The organism is Streptomyces sp. NPDC018026 (assembly GCF_044327745.1).
Lineage (GTDB): Bacteria > Actinomycetota > Actinomycetes > Streptomycetales > Streptomycetaceae > Streptomyces > Streptomyces rubrogriseus.
The window spans coordinates 68,524-87,819 of sequence record NZ_JBIRFY010000018.1 but is presented as its reverse complement, the minus strand read 5'-3'; the positions used below and the strand labels follow the sequence as shown (position 1 = coordinate 87,819).

The following is a 19,296-nucleotide window of genomic DNA, read 5'->3' as shown; positions in this document are numbered from 1 at the left end:
ATAGCGTCCGCAGCGTCCGCCGGGCCTTTCTCGCACCGCCTGACCTGCACTGTTGCTGCGGACGCTAATCAGTCTGCTTAGCGTCCGCCAGCGTCCGCAGCGTCCGGCCACGTTCCGCCACTAAGAGGCGCCTTTCCGCAGGTCAGAGCGGCTCGTAGCAGACGGCGGGTTGCGGACGCTGGCGGACGCCACCCCTCGGAACAGAAGCGTGAGCACAGACAAGAAGAGCACCGGCCGCCCTGCTGCTCCTCTTGTTTGGGCGTGGGCCTCTCACGATGGCGGATGCTTTGGGAGCGCGAGCGTAGCGAGCTGCCAGAGATGTGCGGCCTACGGCCGCTCGTCATTGGTCGCTTGAACGGTGAGTGATCGTGCGATCGTCGAATCCGTGCTGAGCGAGGCGGGCAGGGCGCTGGGCGATCCAGCCGGATACCTCGTCGGGATCATTCGTAGTGCGTAGGTGCTCGAAGCCCTGACGCACGTAGTACTTGTGCAGTCGGGTGTTTGTCGTCCAGGCGTCCAGGCGCAGCCACCGCGCGCCCTGACGCGCTGCACGATCGCCTGCCCAGTCAAGGATTCGGCCCCCGAGATCCTGCCCGGCGTAGCGGCGATCGACCGTGAGTTTGTGCACGTACAGGGCAGGTTCTGCCCGTTCTTCAGGGGTCCACAGATCCCAGAGTTCGGGGTCTGTTTTGTGGTCAAGTGTCACCGTGGCTGCTGGCTCAGCCCCCTCGCTCGCCCTGACGAGGAAAACCTCCCCTGCCTGCACACTTGCCGCTATGTGGTCTGCCGGAAAGGGCGTTGACCACTGATCGATTCCGAGGGCGGCCAGCCACATGGCGGCATCCGAACGAAAACGGAGCAGGCAAGGAAGATCGGAGAGTCTGGCAGGTTCGATGATCACTCGCTGTCCTTCGGCGGCTTGGTTCGTTCGTACACCACGACGTGACGGTCACCAGGAAGGATGCAGGTAGTCACCTGGACCGGATGGCCGTCACGGTCGTGCCCGGTGGTGATCAGTTCAGCGATCGGCGTGCCTGCGGAGAGCTTGAGCCGTTCCGCCTCGGCTGGCTTGGGCATCCGCACATAAAGCTCGTCCAGAGCCTGCACCAGCTCAGCGCCAAGCTCGGCCAGCACCTGGTTAGTGCCGCGCTCGACACTGCCCTCGGTCATCCACTCCGAGCCTTCAACCAACTTCAGGGGGACGTACGAGTCATCGGTGGCGAACGGCTCATCGTTGTCGACGTAGCTGGTACGTCGGCGCACTGCGGCCAGCTCCCCTTCATCGAGCTGGAGGCGCCGACGGATTGCTTCGTCAGGAACCACGGTCGTGACCTCGATGGTCTGACCGCCGTCCCTGCCCTCCGAGGCCAACAGGTTCTTGAAGATGTCGACCGTCGGAGGCTTGCGACGGAACTCGCTCTGTGGCCGGTAGACGAGGGGCTGCCATGTACGGACGAACACGCCGGCGCCCTGACGCCCCTCGACTACCCCGTCAGCTTTGAGCTGGGAGATCACTCGGGCGATTGCCTGTCCGCTGATGTCGTAGTGCTCGGACAGCATGCGCGTGCTCGGCAGCTTGCTGCCCGGGGGGAACTCACCTGCGTCGATGCGAAGCCGCAGGTCGGAGGCGATCTCGTGGACCCTCGGTGCGGTGTCAGAGCGGCGCTGATTTGGCATGACCTCAGCTTAGCCGAACTTCTCATGAGAAGAACCGACGACTTCTCATGAGAAGTGGTTGACGGGCGCCGAGACGGGTGCCTATGGTCAGTGCATCACTTCTCATGAGAAGTGAGTGCGAGACTCCTATGCCCCTGCTCAGGGGCACCGCCATGCCCAAAAGGCGTGGAAAACAGCAAGGAGCGGCTCCCTACCGCCAAGCAGATAGCCGCTCCCCGACCCTCTAAGGGGTACATCCATCATGCCTGGAACTGCCACAGAACGAGGCACAGAGCAGGCCGCAGCTCTCTCTGAGGCCGACAAGGAGCGTTGGGGGAGGCTGTTCGAGCAGTACCACCCCTGGGTGCTCCGGCGGCTGAACGCGCGCCTGTCGGATCGCGCACTGGCGGAAGACATCGCCAGCGAGGTGTTCATTCGACTGGGCAAGTCGCTCCCCACCTTGGACCCGGCCCGCGACGACCGCCTGTACGCGTGGCTGGCCACCATCTCCCGGAGCCTGGTCGTTGACCACTGGAGGTACGCCCGGACCCGGCGCGAGGAGCTGAGCCGACCGGCCGACGACACCGACGGAGCGCCTTCCATGCCGGAGGCGTTCGCGACCGACGCGCTGTCGTGCCCGGAAGAGACTGTTGTGCAGTACGCCGAGGTTCGCCGTTTGCTCTACCTGCTGCCGGCGAGTGAGCGTCAGGCGCTCACTCTGCACGCGCTTGACGGGCTCTCGACCGTGGAAGCGGCGGCTGTGATGGGCGTCAGCCGGAGGACCGTGCTCAACCGGCTGCACGCGGCCATGGCGGTCTTGCGGCCCGTGGTGCAGGAAGGCCCTGCGGAGCTGTGGGAGAACGTCGCGCGTCGCGCCGCTCTGTGCGAGGCGTCCACGGGCCGCGAATTCACCTCCGCCGACCTGGTCGCCCGGCACAACGTCGCCGTCCCTCAGAGCCCGGCCAAGTGGCGGACGCTCTTCTCCGAGCTGCGCAAGGAAGGTGTCATCCGCCAGGCTGGCCCCGGGAAGAACCGGATGACTGCCTGGGTCGGCGTGACCGTTTCCGGGCAGACCATGGCCAGCGACCGCATGGCGGTCGCGGCATGAAGCACGGCCACCCGCTCAACTCGACGCGACGGCGCGTGCGCAAGGAGCAGCTCGCGCGCCGCCACGGGCAGCACTGCACCTACTGCCGACGCCCGTTCACCGACCTGAGTGAGGCCACCCTCGACCACATCGCGCCGCAATCGCTGTGGCGTTCATGGTCGGTCACTTCGCTCATGCTGGCCTGCGCCGACTGCAACCAGGCCAAGGCCGACCGACTCCCGCTCTCACTCGCCCTCGTCCTGCTGGCATGGATCGACCCGACCGCGCCGGTCGTAAGGCCGGTCGACTGGCCGCTGTTGGCCCGACTCGCCGCTGTTCACCAGTCGGCCCTGACCAGCGTGACGAGCCGCGTCACACCCGCCGTCGCGCCCAATGCGACCGGCGCACGGTCGACCCCCCACCTGCACGAATCGACCCCGCACTGCCCCGCCCAGCGGCCCGTACGGCCCGACTGTCTGCGCGCGCCCTGGCCGGTGCGGGCGTGCGCGGGCCCGACTGGAGAGGCGGTGTCCGCGTGAACGAGGTGAACACTCAGATGAACGGATCGACCCGACCCGTGAACGGCCGGACCACGCCCGTGAACGAATCGACCCGACCCGTGAACACGGCCACCGACGGCGTGAACACGAGCGGCGGGACCGTGAACACCCGTCGGCCGGTCACCCCCGGCGGGGGCGGCGAGGGCGGCAAGCAGCCGCCGGCCGCCGCGCGGATCGTGGCCATGGCGCGCGAGGAGTACCGGTTCGTGATGTCCACCGACGGCCGCCCGTACGCGGTCGCCCTGGACGGGGCGAACGTCGCCGTGCCGCTGCGGGGCAAGGCAGGGCTCAGGCAGCGTCTGGCCCGACGGTTCGCGGACGCCTACCCGGGCGAGGTGGCCTCACAGTCCGCGCTCGCGGACGCCATGACCGTGCTGGAAGGCATCGCCGAGGACCACGACCCCGTGCCGGTGAACCTGCGCGTAGGGCGGGCACCGGACGGCGCGATCGTGGTCGACCTCGGCAGCGCCGACGGCCGCGCGGTCGTGGTCTCCGGTCTCGGCTGGCAGGTCGTGGACCGCTCCCCGGTCCTCTTCCGCCGCTCCGGTGCCATGGCCCCGATGCCCGTACCGGTGCTGGACGGGGACGGGCTGGCCAAGCTGCACGCGCTGCTGAACATGGATGAGTCCGCGTTCCATCAGCTCGTCGGGTGGCTGGTCGCCGCGTGGATTCCCGACATCCCGCACCCGGCCATCGTGTGCAAGGGCGAGCAGGGCACGGGCAAGTCCAAGGCCGCGCAGATGTTCATCAACCTGGTGGACCCGTCCCCGGCCGCCAAGCGTAGCCAGCCGCGGGACGAGAAAGCGTGGTCGAGGCAGGCGTTCAGCTCATGGGCCTTGTGCCTGGACAACGTGAGCACGATCCCGCCGTGGCTGTCGGACACCCTGTGCAAGGCGGTGACCGGTGACGGCGTGGTCGACCGCGCCCTGTACACCGACGATGACGTGGTGGTCCTCACCTTCAAGCGGGTGCTGGCCATGACCACGATCGACGCGGGAGCTCTCGCCGGGGACCTGGCCGAGCGTGTGCTGCTGCTGGACTTGCAGCTCATCGACTCCCACCACCGCCGTTCCGAGGAGGAGTTGGACGCCACCTTCGACGCGGTCCGTCCGGCCGTGCTCGGGGCCCTGTTCGATGTGCTGGCCTGCGCGCTCGCCGTGCTCCCGTCGGTGCGGCTGGAGTCCATGCCGCGCATGGCCGACTTCGCCCGCGTGCTCGCGGCCGTCGACCAGACGCAGGGCTGGCGCACGCTGGACGACTACCTCGCCACGTCGGCGAACGTCGCCACGGACGCGCTGGAAGGCGACCCGTTCGCCATGGCCATCGCCGCCCTGGTCGACCAGGCGGGCACCTGGCAGGGCACGGCCGCGCAGTTGCTCGAAGCGCTGCCCGTGCCGGGTCTGGTCCGGCCGCCGACCTGGCCCAAGGACCCCACCCGCGCCGGCGGACGCGTCAAGCGGCTCGCGCCGTTGCTGCGCTCGATCGGGATCACGGTGGACGACACGCAACGTAGTCGAGACCGGACCCGGCACAAGCTGCTGATTCTCTCCCGCGCGCCCGACGACGACCCGTCAGCGTCCGCACCCGACCAAGGCTCACTGTGGCCGGAGGTTGCCCCCACGGGACGGGGCAGAACCCTGCCTGACCAGACCTGACGTAGCCGGAACACCGCCGGGCCGGGCCGCACACCAGCGGCCCGGACACGTACAGGACTGCGGACGCTACAGCCGTCCAGCGCCCGCAGCGTCCGCACTAGCGTCCGCACCTCTCACCCACGCTGAACTGCCGTAATGCGGCCGTGCGGACGCTGGGACGCTGCGGACGCTGAGATACACGAACTCTCTAGGACGGCGACCGGCACCACTCCCACGCACCGCCCCACGGACACGAGGAGTCACCACCGCCATGGCCACCACCGAGCCGAACGACCCCCGCGCCACCCTGCGCGGCGGCCTCCCGGACCGCTACCTCACCCCGGAAGACCTGGTCACCATGTTCAGCCTCCCGAGCGTCGAAACCGTCTACCAGTGGCGCCGCAAGCGCATCGGACCGGCAGGCTTCCGCGTCGGCAAGCACCTGCGCTACGACCCGGCCGCCGTGCGTGCGTGGGTGACCGAACGGGCGGCCATCGAAGACGCTGCCTGACCCCCTCAACCGGCGGGGAGGCACCGCCCGACCGGCCGGGGAGGCGGGGAGAACTCCCCAACCCGCTCCCCGGCCCCAACCCCCCGCACTGAGCAGCGCAAACACCGCTTCGGGGAGGCGGGGAGGCACCGCCGAAGCACCCCGGAAAACAGCCCCTGGAAGCCTCCCGGAACCCCTGCCGCTGCCTCCCCGACGGGCGCCGCCAACCGCAGGGAGGCGCAGGGAGGCACCGCCCGCCGGCCGAGGGAGGCAGGGAGAACTCCCTGACCGCCTCCCCGCCCCGCCTCCCTCTGCTTGACCAGCGCAGACGCTCCCTCAGGGAGGCAGGGAGGCACGCTCCCGGTACCCCTGCCCCCCCCCCCCGCAGGAAGCCACCCGGTACCCCCTGGCTCCGCCTCCCTGAGACCCCCGCTGGGCTGCTACCGGTAGCACCCACACCCGCTACCGGTAGCAGCCCCGCTAGCAGCCCAAACCTCCAGTGATCAGGCCCGTAGCAAGTAGCGGGCTCTGCCCAGCACACCCCGAAACCGGCCGGACGGGCGCCATCGGCCCCGCCGGGCCCCTGCTACCGAGAAGGGACACAGCCCCATGGCTGGCCACATCTTCGACCGCTGGATCAAGACCACCACCGACGCCGACGGCAAGACTGTCCGCGTCAAGACCGACCGTTACGGCACTGGGATGCGCTACCAAGCCCGCTACCTCACGCCCGATGGCAAGCGGAAGAACAAGTCCTTTCCCGACGGACAGAAGCGCCTCGCCGAGCAGTGGCTGAGCGCCATGCAGGCGGACGTGGCCCGCGGCGACTTCATCGACCCGAACGCATCCCGTAGGACCTTTCAGGAGTTCGCGGAGAAGTGGCTCGCGAGCCAGAGCGGTGACCCCAACACCCGTGCGTCGATGGAGTCTCAGCTCAAGCTGCACGCCTTCCCTCGCATTGGGTCGCGTCAGCTCGGGTCGTTCCAGCCGAGCCACATCCGCGAGTTCGTGACGCAGCTCGAAGAGACCGGCATGTCTGGCTCGTACGCCCGCGTCATCTTCTCCAACGTCCGCGCTGTGCTCTCCGCTGCTGTAGAAGACGGATGCCTACGCCGGAACCCCTGCAACTCGCACACGGTCACCCCGCCGGCCATCGGTGCGCGCCGTGTCGTCCCCTGGGAGCCTGAGCGCGTCTTCGCCATGCGCGCTGCGATGGTCGAACGCTTCCGGCCCATGGTCGATGTCGGCGCAGGGTGCGGCCTGCGACAGGGCGAGATCCTCGGCCTGTCCGTCGAGGACATCGACTTCGACCAGGGCACCGTGCACGTGGTGCAGCAACTCAAGCTGAGCTTGAGCAAGGCCGTGTTCGCGCCCCCGAAGGGCGGCAAGCTCCGTGACGTACCGCTGCCCGCCCCCGTGGCAGAGGCACTACAGGAACACATCAAGCGGTTCCCGCCTGTGGAGATCAAGCTCCCCTGGATGCGAGCGAACGGCCAGCCGGTGACGCGGCGGCTCATCTTCACAGGCCCCAACGGCGGGCACGTCTGGCGCACGTCGCTGAACGAAGACCACTGGAAGCCCGCGCTCGCCAAGGCCGGGGTCATCCCCAAGGCCAAGAGCCGGGAGCACGCCGCCGCGCGCGAGCACGGCATGCACGCTCTCCGGCACTTCTACGCGTCCGTGCTCTTGGACGCAGGGGAGAGCATCAAGGCGCTTGCCGAGTACCTCGGGCACTCGGATCCAGGGCTGACGCTCAAGGTGTACGCGCACCTCATGCCGAGCAGTCGGGACCGGGCCCGGAAAGCACTCGGCAGGGCACTCCGGCCCCAAGATCACACGGACTGAGGTTCCAGGGAGGTTCCAGGGCACGAAAATGCCTCCCATCCGCGCCGTTTGCGCAGGTGGGAGGCATGATCACCAACTCTACTTCTTCTTGCCCTGGTTCTTCACGGCCTCGATCGCGGCTGCGGCCGCGTCCGGGTCCAGGTACGTGCCGCCCGGGTTCAGGGGCTTGAACTCGGCGTTCAGTTCGTAGGACAGCGGGATGCCCGTCGGGATGTTCAGGCCCGCGATGTCCGCGTCGGAGACGCCGTCGAGGTGCTTGACCAGGGCGCGGAGGGAGTTGCCGTGCGCCGCCACCAGGACCGTGCGGCCGGTGAGGAGGTCGGGGACGATCGCGTCGAACCAGTACGGGAGCATCCGGCCGACGACGTCCTTGAGGCACTCCGTCTGCGGGCGCAGCTCCGGCGGGAGCATCGCGTAACGCGGGTCGGAGAACTGGGAGTACTCGGCGTCGCGGTCCAGCGCGGGCGGCGGGGTGTCGTAGGAGCGGCGCCACAGCATGAACTGCTCCTCGCCGAACTCGGCGAGGGTCTGGGCCTTGTCCTTGCCCTGGAGGGCGCCGTAGTGGCGCTCGTTCAGGCGCCAGTGGCGGTGGACCGGGATCCAGTGGCGGTCGGCGGCCTCCAGCGCGAGCTGGGCCGTGCGGATCGCGCGCTTCTGGACGGACGTGTGGACCACGTCGGGCAGCAGGCCGGCGTCCTTGAGCAGCTCGCCGCCGCGCGTCGCCTCCTTCTCGCCCTTCGGGGTGAGGTTGACGTCCACCCAGCCGGTGAACAGGTTCTTCTCGTTCCACTCGCTCTCGCCGTGGCGGAGGAGGATCAGCTTGTACGGTGCGTCGGCCATGCTCCCGAGCGTAATCCAAGGCCCTGATCCCCCGCGCGTGCGCCCGGTGGGCGGACGGTTGACGGGAAGTGTTAATTGGATGGCTTCCCCGAGAGAGCCGTTTGTAAGTTGTGCTTACCGCATCAGCCGCTTACAGCGATCTCACATCACCTCGGGGGACCCATGCCTGTCGCCGGACTCGGACGTGCCGCACGCGAGACCGTCTCCGGGCTCCCCCGCGAGTTCTGGTGGCTGTGGACCAGCACCCTGGTCAACCGGCTCGGTGCCTTCGTCGCCACCTTCATGGCGCTCTACCTCACCATCGACCGCGGCTACTCCGCCTCGTACGCCGGTCTGGTCGCCGCCCTGCACGGGCTCGGCGGGGTCGTGTCCTCGCTGGGCGCCGGGGTGATGTCCGACCGGCTGGGGCGGCGGCCCACGCTGCTGGTCGCGCAGACCTCCACCGCGCTGTCGGTCGCGCTGCTCGGCTTCGTGCGGGACCCGGTGGCCATCGCCGCCGTCGCCTTCCTGGTCGGCATGGCGAGCAACGCCTCCCGGCCGGCGGTGCAGGCGATGATGGCGGACATCGTGCGGCCCGAGGACCGTATCCGGGCATTCTCGCTCAACTACTGGGCGATCAACCTCGGCTTCGCGATCTCCTCCATGGCGGCCGGGTTCATCGCGGAGGTCAGCTATCTCGCCGGGTTCATGATCGAAGCCGGGATGACGCTCGTCTGCGCGGTCCTCGTCTTCGTGAAGCTGCCCGAGTCCCGGCCCCAGCAGGAGAAGACCGCCGACGTCGCGGGCAAGGACGGGGCCGTCTCGCTGGGGACCGTGGTGCGCGACGGGCGGTACATGAGCGTCGTCGGGCTGTCCTTCCTGATCGCCGTGATCTTCCAGCAGGCCTATGTGGGGCTGCCCGTCGCCATGGGCGACGCCGGGTTCACGCCCGCCGACTTCGGGCTGGCCATCGCCGTCAACGGCTTCCTGATCGTCGTCCTGCAGATTCCCGTCACTCGGTTCATCGAGCACCGCGATCCGCGACTGCTGCTCGTCGCCTCGTCGCTGCTGGCCGGGTACGGCTTCGGGCTCACCGCCTTCGCCGGGTCGGTCGGCGTCTTCGCCCTCACCGTGTGCGTGTGGACACTGGCCGAGATCGTCAACGCGCCGACCCAGACCGGGCTCGTCGTCCGGCTGTCGCCGGTGCACGGGCGCGGCCGGTACCAGGGGATGTACACCATGTCCTGGGCGGTCGCCTCCCTCGTCGCCCCGCTGATGTCCGGGTTCGTCATCGACCGCTGGGGCGCCGAGTGGCTGTGGGGCATCTGCGCCGTCGTCGGCACGGTGGCGGCGGCCGGGTACTGGGGGCTCATGCGGGGCCTGCCGGACGACAGCGACAGCAACACCGACAGCAACAGCGACGGCGACGGCGACGGCGACGAGATGCCGGTGGGCCAGGAGGAGGCGTCCGCCGCCCCCGCGCCCCGGGCCGGGACCGGCGCCGTCTGACCCCGCCGCTCGCCCGCGCGGATGCATCCCGTCACGGATGCATCCGCGCACCCTTCAGCACCTTGTCCACCGCGTTCTTCGGGCCGTACACCGCCAGGCCCACCAGGTCCAGGTCCGCCGTCGCCACCGCCCGTACCGCCGCGCGGTTGTCGCGGTCGTTGCCCGTGGCGAAGAGGTCGGACGTGAAGAGGGCGCGGGGCAGGGCGCGGGACAGTACGCGCGCGTGGGCGGTCGTCAGCGTCTCCTTCGTGCCCTCGAAGACCAGCACCGGCTGGCGGAACATCGGCAGGTAGCCGACGGCGTCCGCGTCCTCGTAGGGCTCCCCGATCACCTCGGGGAACTGCTTGCCCAGGCCGCTGACCAGGAACGCCGTGACGTTGAGGCGCTGCCAGGTCTCCAGGTCCTCGCGCAGCAGTACGGCGATCTTGGTGTCGAAACGGACGGGGGCACCGGTTCCGGGCACTTCGGGGGCTGCTTCGGGGGCTGCTTCGTGCGTGCTCATACGGTGAGACTGCCGACCCGTACCCCGCCCGGTCTTGTACGTTTTTTGCATGGGCGGCCGATCGAAGGACCAGCGGAACGTCTCCGCCTGGCGCCCGCGCGTCCCCGGCGTGGTCGAGGTCTTCCACGCCCACTACACCGAGTACGCCTATCCGATGCACGTCCACGACGCCTGGACGCTGCTCATCGTCGACGACGGCGCCGTACGGTACGACCTGGACCGGCACGAGCACGGTACGCCGCACGACACGGTGTCGCTGCTGCCGCCGCACGTGCCGCACAACGGCTCCCCGGCGACCCCGGACGGCTTCCGCAAGCGCGTCCTGTACCTGGACGCCTCGCGGCTCGGCGACGAGCTGATCGGACCGGCGGTGGACGCGCCCGACCTGCGCGACCCGGTGCTGCGGCGGCGGGTCGGGCAGCTGCACGCGGCGCTCGCGCTGCCCGGGGACGAGCTGGAGGCGGAGAGCCGGCTGACCCTGATCGGCAGCCGGCTGCGCGACCATCTGCGGCCCGGGACCGGCGCGCCCGGCGCCCGCCGGGACCCTGCACTCGCCCGGCGGCTGCGGGAACTGCTCGACGCGCGGGTCGTCGCGGGGATCGGGCTGGCGGAGGCGGCCGCGCTCGTGCCCTCGCATCCGGCCCACCTCGTACGGGCGTTCAGCGGCGCGTACGGCATCGCGCCGCACCAGTACCTGATGTCCCGGCGGGTCGAGCGGGCCCGGCGGCTGCTGCTCGCCGGTGACTCCCCGGCGGAGGTGGCGGGCGCGACCGGTTTCTACGACCAGGCCCATCTGACCCGGCACTTCAAGCGGTTGGTGGGGGTCACGCCCGGGCGGTACCGGGCAAGTGGCGCCCGGACCTGACGCCGGTCAGTCGCCTGAGCGCTCGATCAGGTGCTGGAACGCCTCCAGGTTCCGCGTCGACTCGCCGCGCGCGGTGCGCCACTCGTACTCCTTGCGGATGGCGGAGGCGAACCCCAGCTCCAGCAGGGTGTTGAAGGCGCCGTCGGCGGCCTCCAGGACCTGGCCGAGGAGGCGGTCGATCTCGTCCGGGGTGACGGCGGCCAGGGGCAGTTTCGCGGTGACGTAGATGTCGCCGAGGCGGTCGACGGCGTAACCGATGCCGTAGAGCTTGAGGTTGCGTTCCAGCAGCCAGCGGTGGACGGCCGGTTCGTTCTCGTCGGGGTGGCGGACGACGAAGGCGTTGAGGGAGAGGGAGTGCCGGCCGAGGAGGAGGGAGACCGTCGTCGACAGCTTGCGGGTGCCGGGGAGCTTGACGACGTAGGAGCCGGGCTCGGGGCTCTCCCACTCCAGCTCGGCGTCCTTCAGCGCCTCCTGGAGGACCTGCGCTGCCTTCTGCTGTGGTGCCTCAGCCATGGTGCGAGCGTACGCGACGGCGGTGCGACTGGATCGCGGCCGTGTAGACGTCGGCGGTGGTGGCGGCGGCGCTGTCCCAGCCGAAGGACTGGGCGTGCCGGGCGGCGGCGTCGCCCATGCGGGGCGTCAGCTCCGGGTTGTCGGCGAAATCGCGCAGCACGCGCGCGTACGCGGCGGGATCGTGGCCGTGGACGAGGCGCCCGGTGTGCCCGTCGCGCACGGCGACCGGGAGGCCGCCGACCGCGGCGGCGAGCACCGGCGTACCGGCCGCCTGGGCCTCTATGGCCACCAGGCCGAAGGACTCGCTGTAGGACGGCATGACCAGCACGGACGCGGCCCGGAACCAGTCGGCGAGCTGTTCCTGGCCGACGGGCGGGCGGAAGCGTACGACGTCGGCGATGCCGAGCCGTGCGGCGAGTTTCTGCAGCCCCTCCGGCTTGGCGAGGCCGCTGCCGCTGGGGCCGCCGACGACGGGGACGACGATGCGGGAGCGCAGCTCGGGGCGTTCGTCGAGGAGGACGGCGACGGCGCGCAGCAGGATGTCCGGCGCCTTCAGGGGCTGTATCCGGCCCGCGAAGAGCGGGATCAGCGCGTCCTGGGGCAGGCCGAGGCGGGCGCGGGCCGCGGCGCGGGCGTTGCCCTGCTGTCCCGGGCCGGGCACACGGCCCTTGGGGAAGGGGCGGAACCGCTCCAGGTTCACGCCGGGATGGACCACGGCGACCTTGTCGGGGTCGGCGGCGTAGTGGCGGACGAGTTCGTCGGCCTCCTCGGCCGTGTTGGCGATCAGCCGGTCGGAGGCGGCGACGATCTGGGTCTCGCCGATGACCCGGGCGGCCGGTTCGGGGGTGTCGCCGTCGGCCAGGTTGGCGTTCTTGACCTTGGCCATGGTGTGCATGGCGTGCACCAGGGGCGCGCCCCAGCGCTGGGCGGCGAGCCAGCCGACGTGGCCGGAGAGCCAGTAGTGGGAGTGCACGAGGTCGTAGTGGCCGGGGCGGTGACCGGCCCAGGCCTGCATCACGCCGTGCGTGAAGGCGCAGAGCTGGGCGGGCAGCTCCTCCTTGGCCAGCCCCTCGTACGGGCCCGCGTCGACATGCCGGACGAGGACGCCGGGGGCCAGTTCGACGGCGGGCGGGAGGGCGGCGGTGGTCGCCCGGGTGAAGATCTCGACCTCGATGTTGATCGCGGCGAGGCGCTGCGCCAGCTCCACGATGTAGACGTTCATGCCTCCGGCGTCGCCGGTGCCGGGCTGGTGGAGCGGTGAGGTGTGCACGGAGAGCATGGCGACGCGGCGGGGCCTTCGGCTCAGCCTCAGCCGCGGGGAGGCCGTCGGTGAGCGACGCCCGAGCCTGCTGACGTACTGGCTCACGAGCCGTTCCTCCTCGCTGCGGGCATGCCGGTCGGAGGACCTGGGTTGCCCTCCAAGGGTTGGGAACACCGGACGGGCGGCGCTCCATTCCGGTTTTGCGACCTTTGCCGAATCATTACCGCCGATCGCTCAACCGTTCGAGGGCTCTTCGGGTCCCCCACCCGGTCGCCGCCGGTCCGGTGGCGACGGGAGCCCGGCCGCGGTGTGCGGGTACCACCATCGGGTGCCACCATTCCGCGGCCGTGTGCCGGCCGGTCGGCCGCATACCCTCGTAGGCATGCCACCCCGCGCCACCACCACCCGCCCCGTGGGCACGGTCACGCGCGGGACGACGAACCCCAACCGGCTGCGCCGCATGGACCGCTGGATCGCGGCCGCGCACGGTGCCGAACTGCGCCGCGCCGCCGACCCGGTCGCCGTCGACCTCGGCTACGGGGCGGCGCCCTGGACCGCCGTCGAACTGCTGCACCGCCTGCGCACGGTCGCGCCGCACGCGCGCGTGGTGGGCGTCGAGATCGATCCGGCCCGGGTGGCGGCGGCCCAGCCGTACGCGCGCGGGGGGCTCGATTTCCGGCACGGCGGTTTCGAGGTCCCCGTCTCCGCGCCGCCGCTGCTGATCCGCGCGGCGAACGTGCTGCGCCAGTACGACGAGGGGGAGGTCGCCGCCGTCTGGCGGCGGCTGTGCGCGCGGCTCGCACCGGCGTCGGAGCACTCGCGCGGCGGGCTGCTGGTCGAGGGGACCTGCGACGAGATCGGGCGCCGGCACGTGTGGGTGGCGCTCGGGCCCGAAGGGCCGCGCACGGTCACCTTCGCGACCCGGCTCGGCTCCCTGGACCGCCCCTCCGACCTGGCCGAACGGCTCCCGAAGGCGCTCATCCACCGCAATGTCCCCGGCGAACCCGTGCACGCCTTCCTGCGCGACTTCGACCGCGCCTGGGCCGCCGCCGCGCCCTACGCCTCCTACGGCGCCCGGCAGCGCTGGATCCGGGCGGTGCGGGACCTGACGGCCGACTGGCCGGTGACGGACGGGCCGGTGCGGTGGAGGCAGGGCGAAGTGACGGTGCGGTGGGAGGCGTTGGCGCCCCGCGCGTGAGCCCGCGGCGCGGACGGGAGCGAGGCGGGGAGGGCGAGGGCGAGAGGACGGGGGCAGGGACGGGGACGGGGGCGGGGACGGGCCGCCGGCCGGGAACGATCTCCCTGCGGCGTTCGTCACACACCGGGGAAGCAACCGAGGGAAGCAACCGAGGGACGCAAACGAGAGGAAGCAGAGGGGAAGCGGGAGGAAAGCACGGCCTCTGTCGCTTTTCGCGCCGGCATGGCACGATCCCCCGAGCGAGCTATGTTACTGACGGTTAATCAGGTTGGGGGCGAGGTATGCGTACGGGGAAGCGTGTCCTGACGACGACTGCCGTGACCGTGGTCTGCGCGATCACCGTGCTGGCGGCACCGGGGACGGCGTTCGCGGACCCCGGCCCCTCGCCCTCGTCCTCCCCGGCACCGGGCACCCCGGGCACTTCCGCCACCGCCCCTACCGCCCCTGTCGCCCCGTCGGCCACACCCGGCAAGGCCAAGGACCTGGAAGCCGTACGCAAGAAGCTCGACAAGCTCTACCGCGCGGCGGCCTCGGCCACGGAGGAGTACAACGCCGCCGAGGAGAAGGCCGAGAAGCAGAACGCCGAGATCGTCGAGCTGGCCAAGAAGATCGTCAAGGGGCAGGAGAAGCTGGACGGTCTCAAGGACCGCGCGGGAGCCGCGGCCCGCTCCCAGTACCGCACCGGCGGCCTGCCCGACGGGGCGAAGCTCATCCTGAGCGACGACCCCGAGGACTTCCTCGACGGCACCGGCCGGGTGATCCAGGGCCAGCGCGCCACCAAGGGCCTGCTCGGCGAGCTGACCCGCGCCCAGCGGGACCTCAAGGCCTACGCGGCGGACGCCTCCGCCCGCTTCAAGGAGCTGGAGGCGAACCGCAAGGCCAAGGCCACCGCCCAGAAGAAGGTCGAGAAGCAGATCACGGCGGCCGAGAAGCTGGAGTCCGAGCTGGAGAAGGAGGAGAAGGAGCGCCTCGCCCGGCTGGAGCGGGAGGCGCAGGCCAAGGCGCAGACCGCCTGGCTCGACTCCGGCATCCTGGAGGACCTCGACGCCGCGGCGACCGAGCGGGGCCGCAAGGCGGTCGAGTACGCCACCGCCCAGATCGGCAAGCCGTACCAGTGGGGCGCCGAGGGCCCGAAGTCCTACGACTGCTCCGGCCTGACCTCGCAGGCCTGGGTGTCGGCCGGACAGGCGATCCCGCGCACCTCGCAGCAGCAGTGGAAGCAGCTCAGGCACGTCGACGTCGAGGACATGCGGCCCGGCGACCTGATCATCTACTTCGACGACGCCAGCCACGTCGGCATGTACGTCGGCGACGGCTCCATGGTGCACGCCCCGCGTCCGGGGCGCTCCATCACCGTCGCGGGCGCGGGCTCGATGCCGATCCTCGGTGTCGTCCGCCCGGACACGGCCCCGGAGCAGCCGTCCACCCCCAAGGAGTGACGCGGGCCACGCGCCCGGTGCCGGGTGCGTGAGACGGGCCACGTGACCCAGTCCACGCCCGGCGCACCGCCCCGCGTGACGTTCGTCATCCCAGGTCCCCGGCCGACGTGTCCAACTGCGGGGGATAACGCGGCATATGACAGTGGCCGATGGCCGCCCGACGTGTTCTGGACCATTCCGCAGCGGTGCGGTCACCCGCTATGGTCCCCGTCGGTGGGTCGAGGTCCCTCGCCCCGCCATGCCCTCGGGGGGAGGGAAGGAAACCAAGACGATGCCCGTACCCGTACCGCGGCAGAGGGCGATCCCGGCCGTGGAGTGTGGTCAGGCGCCCGCCGCGTCCCCGGACAGCGGCCCTTCCAAGGAACAGGCCCCGCCCGGGACGCACCAGGCCGAGAACGCCGCCACCCGGCGAGAGAACACCCGAGAGATCCCCACGGAGAAGCGCGAGAAGCCCACGGACACCAGCACGGAGACCAGCCCCGGCACCGGCACCGGCACCGGCAGCAGTTCCGGCACCGGCACCGACCGGACGCCGACGCCCGGCATCCGGACCGAGAGCGCGGCTCCCACGAACCTGACGGTGCTGCTGATCGAGGACGATCCGGCCGGCTCGCCGATCGTGCCGGACCTGCTCGACCAGTCCGGCAAGCCGATCCGCGTCCGCACCGCACGCAACCTCACCGAGGCCGAGCGGCTGCTGACCGACGACGTCCACTGCATCCTCCTGGACCTCGCCCTGTCGACGCCGGCCCATGGCAACGGTGACGCGGAGGACCACGACGAGCTGGCGGTGCTCCGGCACGTCCTGGAGCTGGCGCCCCGGCACGCCGTGCTCGCCCTCACCTCCTCCAGCGACGCCGAGCGCGGCGCCGAGGCGGTGGCGGTCGGCGCGCAGGACTACCTGTTCCGCGACGAGCTGGACGGCCGCCTGCTGAGCCGGGCGATCCGCTACGCCGTGGAGCGCAAGCGGTCCGACTCGGCGGAGCGGCGGCTGGCCGAGGGCAGGGTGCGGGCGCAGGAGAACCGTCGTCTGGAGCGCGGCCTGCTGCCGACCCCGCTGCTGGCGGGCTCCCCGCTGCGCTTCGCCGCCCGCTACCGCCCGGGCCGCTCGCGCGCGCTGCTGGGCGGCGACTTCTACGACGTCGTGCGCACCCCGGACGGCACCGTGCACGCCATGATCGGCGACGTCTGCGGGCACGGCCCGGACGAGGCGGCGCTCGGCGTGGAGCTGCGGATCGCCTGGCGGGCGCTGACGCTGGCGGGGCTGTGCGGCGACGAGCTGCTCGGCACGCTCCAGCAGGTGCTGGAGCACGAACGCTCGGACGACGAGATCTTCGCGACGCTGTGCGCCGTGGACATCTCCCCGGACGGCCGCCGCGCGGGCCTGTGCCTGGCCGGGCACCCGTCCCCGCTGCTCAGCCGCCCGGGCATGCCCGCACGGCTGCTGCCCTACGACAACAACGGCCCCGCGCTGGGGCTGCTGCCGGGCGCCCGCTGGCCGCGGACGCAGGTGGAGCTGGGCGCCGAGTGGAGCCTGATGCTCTACACCGACGGCCTGATCGAGGGCCACGTCGGCGAGGGCCGGGAGCGGCTCGGCCAGGACGGCATGGTGGAGCTGGTCCGCCGCCGGCGTGCCCAGGGGCTGACCGGCGAGGAGCTGCTGCGGGCGACCGTCAACGAGGTCCGCGAACTCAACGGCGGCGAGCTGGCCGACGACCTGGCCGTGGTCCTGCTGGACCGGACGGCCTGAGCCGCCCGGTCCCGGTGACCCGGGCCCGGGGACTGCCCGTCGTACGGGTCAGCGTCCGCCGTTGTACGGGCCGTACGGGCCGTCGCTGCTGGAGCCGCGGCGGCTGCTGCGGCCGCCGCCGGACAGACCGCGCAGCGCGGGCCGCACGTCGACCATGTACACGATCGTCGCGATGAGACCGATGATCGGCAGGAACGACAGGATGTTGAAGATCAGGTTCACCACGAAGGCGATCCCGAGGATGATCAGCCAGAAGGGCTTGGTCTTCTTGTCGGCCGCTCGGTAGGCGTCCTCGCGGCGCGTGGCGGCGTCGATCAAAGCGAAGCCGCTGAAAAGGATCAGGGCGATGCTCAGCAGCCACATGAAGCCTGCGAACCCCTGCATCAGCACAACGTCCACCACCAGAATCGGATCGTCATTACGCGGTCACCGTACCCGCAGAACGAGCCGGACACCCCAAGGGTGCCCGGCCCGCTCCCCGCTCGTCGCGCCCTGCCCTACTTGGCGGGCGGCGTCGTCTTCTTGGCGGTGGTGTTCTTCTTGGCCGGCGCCTTGCGCGGGGCGGGCGTCTTCTTCGCCGCCGCGGACTTGTCCTCGGTGACCCGGACCGGCTCGGACTTGGCGGTCGCGGGCCTGGCCGGGGCGGGCTTGGCCGGGGCGGGCCTGGCCGGGGCGGGCTTGGCCGGCTCGACGGCGACCGCGAGGTCCTCCACGTTCTCGGCGAGGTCCTCGACGCCGTCGGCGGCCTGGCCGCGCCAGGTGCGCACCGCGTGCTCGCCGCGCTCGGCGACCTTCTCGTAGGTCTCCCGGGCCTTGACGGCGTACTCGGCGGCGACGCCGACGGAACGCAGCGCCAGGTCCTGGGCGGTCTCGCCGAGCTTCTTGAAGTCGGCGTCGAGGGAGCCGAAGAGCTCGTTGGCCTTGGCCTGGAGGCTGCCCTGGGTCTCCTTGACGCGGGCCGTCGCCTTCTCCTGGACGGCCTTCGGGTCGGTGTTGCGTACGGCGTCGATCCGCGCCGGGGCCTCCGCGCGCAGCTGCTCCACCAGCACCGGCACCTTCTTGGCCTGCTGGAAGGCGAGGTCGGCGGTGCCCGCGGCGAAGTAGAGCGGGGTGGGGTCGCTGAAGGTCTTGCGCAGATCGTCGGTGATGGCCATGGTGATGGTCCTCCGGAATTGCTTACGAGTGAGGGTTTTGTGTCGTTTCAGCCCCGTCGACGGCGATGTCGGCGTCGGCGCCCGGCTCCGCGTCGGTCCCGAACCCGTTCTCCTTGCGGAAGGACTCGTAGACCTGGAGCAGCACCTGCTTCTGGCGCTCGTTCAGCGAGGGGTCGGCGAGGATGACCGCACGCGTCTCCACGTCCTCCCGGTCCCGCTCCGCGTCGAGGATCCCCGCGCGGACGTACAGCGTCTCGGCGGAGATCCGCAGCGCCTTGGCGACCTGTTGGAGCACCTCCGCGCTCGGCTTGCGCAGCCCGCGCTCGATCTGGCTCAGGTACGGGTTGGACACGCCCGCGGCGTCCGCGAGCTGCCGCAACGACAGCTGCGCGTTGCGCCGCTGCTCGCGCAGGTACTCACCGAGATTGCCGACGTTGAGCGATGCCATGCCTCCAGCATGCGCCACCGCGCTAACTATTGCAAGCACCTGCTTGCAATAGTGTGTCGCCGCCCCCGGACCTCAGCCCCCGACTCCTCCCCGGCTCCGGGGGGGGCGGGGCCGTACCCACTTTTTTGTGCGTACTGGGCAACGCGTCGCGGCCGTCCGAGACTGGCACGGCAGAAGGGCGGGCGTCAGGAAGGCGCGCGGACGGCGGGCTCCGGGGGCGCCAGCCGGTCCAGGCGGCGGTGGCCCCAGTCGGAGAGGGGGGAAAGGGCCTCGGCGAGCTCGCGGCCGAACGCGGTCAGGGAGTACTCGGTCCGCAGCGGCAGCACGTCGTACACCCGTCGGTCCACCAGGCCGTCCGCCTCCATCTCGCGCAGCGCCTGCGTCAGCACCTTCTCGGTGAGGCCCGGTGCCCTCCGGCGCAGCTCGGCCGGGCGGTGCGGGCCGGACTCCAGCAGCCACAGCAGCGTGGTCTTCCACTTGCCCTCGATCACGGCGATCGCGGCGGTCACTCCGCAGACGTTCGGATCGTGGCGCCGGTGTGCCATGAGGTGCCCCCATTCATCAGC

At 71.0% G+C, this 19,296-nt stretch carries 20 protein-coding genes; 10 read left to right on the top strand and 10 right to left on the bottom strand.

All coding sequences use genetic code 11. The annotated features are described in order from the left end of the window. Positions 1 to 340: 340 nt before the first annotated feature. Together ACH4D3_RS36555 and ACH4D3_RS36550 are read right to left on the bottom strand one after the other, a co-directional pair. Positions 341 to 901, bottom strand: coding sequence for a GNAT family N-acetyltransferase (locus ACH4D3_RS36555; RefSeq protein WP_398331640.1), 561 nt, complete (start codon positions 899 to 901; stop codon positions 341 to 343). Further along, on the bottom strand, positions 898 to 1,677 hold the full coding sequence (locus ACH4D3_RS36550) for a GntR family transcriptional regulator (protein ID WP_398331637.1): 780 nt from the start codon (positions 1,675 to 1,677) through the stop codon (positions 898 to 900). Before ACH4D3_RS36550 ends, ACH4D3_RS36555 begins: the two co-directional genes overlap by 4 nt. Positions 1,678 to 1,918: 241 nt before the next feature. Between ACH4D3_RS36550 and ACH4D3_RS36545 the strand changes: the two genes are divergently transcribed. The 5 genes from ACH4D3_RS36545 to ACH4D3_RS36525 all read left to right on the top strand — a co-directional run bounded on the left by ACH4D3_RS36545 (position 1,919) and on the right by ACH4D3_RS36525 (position 7,272). Continuing rightward, entirely contained in the window at positions 1,919 to 2,764 is an 846-nt protein-coding gene (locus ACH4D3_RS36545; RefSeq protein WP_398331635.1) for an RNA polymerase sigma factor, read from the top strand. Then, a complete protein-coding gene (locus ACH4D3_RS36540) occupies positions 2,761 to 3,282 on the top strand; it encodes an HNH endonuclease (protein WP_398331632.1) in 522 nt (173 codons plus the stop codon). The genes ACH4D3_RS36545 and ACH4D3_RS36540 overlap by 4 nt, the downstream gene beginning before the upstream one ends. Before the next feature lie 80 nt (positions 3,283 to 3,362). Next, positions 3,363 to 4,958: an ATP-binding protein gene (locus tag ACH4D3_RS36535; protein WP_398331629.1), complete on the top strand. Its 1,596-nt coding sequence runs from the start codon at positions 3,363 to 3,365 to the stop codon at positions 4,956 to 4,958. Between the two features lie 250 nt (positions 4,959 to 5,208). Then, positions 5,209 to 5,448 carry a helix-turn-helix transcriptional regulator gene (locus tag ACH4D3_RS36530; protein ID WP_398331626.1) on the top strand — a complete coding sequence of 80 codons (240 nt, stop codon included), beginning with the start codon at positions 5,209 to 5,211 and terminating at the stop codon, positions 5,446 to 5,448. Positions 5,449 to 6,036: 588 nt separating this feature from the next. Then, the gene (locus ACH4D3_RS36525; RefSeq protein WP_398331623.1) at positions 6,037 to 7,272 is read left to right on the top strand and encodes a tyrosine-type recombinase/integrase; all 1,236 of its coding nucleotides are present in this window, start codon (positions 6,037 to 6,039) and stop codon (positions 7,270 to 7,272) included. Between the two features lie 78 nt (positions 7,273 to 7,350). Here the strand turns inward: ACH4D3_RS36525 and ACH4D3_RS36520 are convergent, their stop codons facing one another. Beyond that, complete coding sequence (locus tag ACH4D3_RS36520; protein ID WP_398331620.1) at positions 7,351 to 8,112, bottom strand: phosphoglyceromutase; 762 nt, start codon at positions 8,110 to 8,112, stop codon at positions 7,351 to 7,353. Between the two features lie 162 nt (positions 8,113 to 8,274). Between ACH4D3_RS36520 and ACH4D3_RS36515 the strand changes: the two genes are divergently transcribed. Beyond that, on the top strand, positions 8,275 to 9,600 hold the full coding sequence (locus ACH4D3_RS36515; RefSeq protein WP_398331617.1) for an MDR family MFS transporter: 1,326 nt from the start codon (positions 8,275 to 8,277) through the stop codon (positions 9,598 to 9,600). Between the two features lie 31 nt (positions 9,601 to 9,631). Here the strand turns inward: ACH4D3_RS36515 and ACH4D3_RS36510 are convergent, their stop codons facing one another. Next, entirely contained in the window at positions 9,632 to 10,102 is a 471-nt protein-coding gene (locus ACH4D3_RS36510) for a DUF2000 family protein (RefSeq protein WP_398331614.1), read from the bottom strand. A gap of 49 nt (positions 10,103 to 10,151) precedes the next feature. Here ACH4D3_RS36510 and ACH4D3_RS36505 point away from each other — a divergent pair, with 49 nt between their 5' ends. Continuing rightward, a complete protein-coding gene (locus ACH4D3_RS36505; RefSeq protein WP_398331611.1) occupies positions 10,152 to 10,967 on the top strand; it encodes a helix-turn-helix domain-containing protein in 816 nt (271 codons plus the stop codon). A gap of 6 nt (positions 10,968 to 10,973) precedes the next feature. Here the strand turns inward: ACH4D3_RS36505 and ACH4D3_RS36500 are convergent, their stop codons facing one another. Both ACH4D3_RS36500 and mshA read right to left on the bottom strand, forming a co-directional pair. Further along, entirely contained in the window at positions 10,974 to 11,480 is a 507-nt protein-coding gene (locus tag ACH4D3_RS36500) for a YbjN domain-containing protein (protein ID WP_398331608.1), read from the bottom strand. Next, the gene (gene mshA, locus ACH4D3_RS36495) at positions 11,473 to 12,846 is read right to left on the bottom strand and encodes a D-inositol-3-phosphate glycosyltransferase (protein ID WP_398331605.1); all 1,374 of its coding nucleotides are present in this window, start codon (positions 12,844 to 12,846) and stop codon (positions 11,473 to 11,475) included. Before mshA ends, ACH4D3_RS36500 begins: the two co-directional genes overlap by 8 nt. Before the next feature lie 277 nt (positions 12,847 to 13,123). Here mshA and ACH4D3_RS36490 point away from each other — a divergent pair, with 277 nt between their 5' ends. The 3 genes from ACH4D3_RS36490 to ACH4D3_RS36480 all read left to right on the top strand — a co-directional run bounded on the left by ACH4D3_RS36490 (position 13,124) and on the right by ACH4D3_RS36480 (position 17,128). Next, positions 13,124 to 13,939 carry a class I SAM-dependent methyltransferase gene (locus ACH4D3_RS36490; RefSeq protein WP_398331602.1) on the top strand — a complete coding sequence of 272 codons (816 nt, stop codon included), beginning with the start codon at positions 13,124 to 13,126 and terminating at the stop codon, positions 13,937 to 13,939. 281 nt (positions 13,940 to 14,220) lie between these two features. Next, entirely contained in the window at positions 14,221 to 15,378 is a 1,158-nt protein-coding gene (locus tag ACH4D3_RS36485; protein WP_398331599.1) for an NlpC/P60 family protein, read from the top strand. A 271-nt stretch (positions 15,379 to 15,649) separates the two neighbouring features. Continuing rightward, complete coding sequence (locus ACH4D3_RS36480; RefSeq protein ID WP_398331596.1) at positions 15,650 to 17,128, top strand: PP2C family protein-serine/threonine phosphatase; 1,479 nt, start codon at positions 15,650 to 15,652, stop codon at positions 17,126 to 17,128. A gap of 48 nt (positions 17,129 to 17,176) precedes the next feature. Here ACH4D3_RS36480 and ACH4D3_RS36475 read toward each other — a convergent pair whose 3' ends face one another. The 4 genes from ACH4D3_RS36475 to ACH4D3_RS36460 all read right to left on the bottom strand — a co-directional run bounded on the left by ACH4D3_RS36475 (position 17,177) and on the right by ACH4D3_RS36460 (position 19,275). Beyond that, on the bottom strand, positions 17,177 to 17,512 hold the full coding sequence (locus ACH4D3_RS36475; RefSeq protein ID WP_333748165.1) for a DUF2516 family protein: 336 nt from the start codon (positions 17,510 to 17,512) through the stop codon (positions 17,177 to 17,179). 113 nt (positions 17,513 to 17,625) lie between these two features. Further along, entirely contained in the window at positions 17,626 to 18,282 is a 657-nt protein-coding gene (locus ACH4D3_RS36470; protein WP_398331593.1) for a hypothetical protein, read from the bottom strand. A 22-nt stretch (positions 18,283 to 18,304) separates the two neighbouring features. After that, positions 18,305 to 18,730 (bottom strand): helix-turn-helix domain-containing protein, encoded by a 426-nt coding sequence (locus ACH4D3_RS36465; protein WP_037897639.1) that lies wholly within the window; start codon positions 18,728 to 18,730, stop codon positions 18,305 to 18,307. 185 nt (positions 18,731 to 18,915) lie between these two features. After that, the gene (locus ACH4D3_RS36460) at positions 18,916 to 19,275 is read right to left on the bottom strand and encodes a winged helix-turn-helix transcriptional regulator (protein WP_398331591.1); all 360 of its coding nucleotides are present in this window, start codon (positions 19,273 to 19,275) and stop codon (positions 18,916 to 18,918) included. Positions 19,276 to 19,296: the final 21 nt, after the last annotated feature.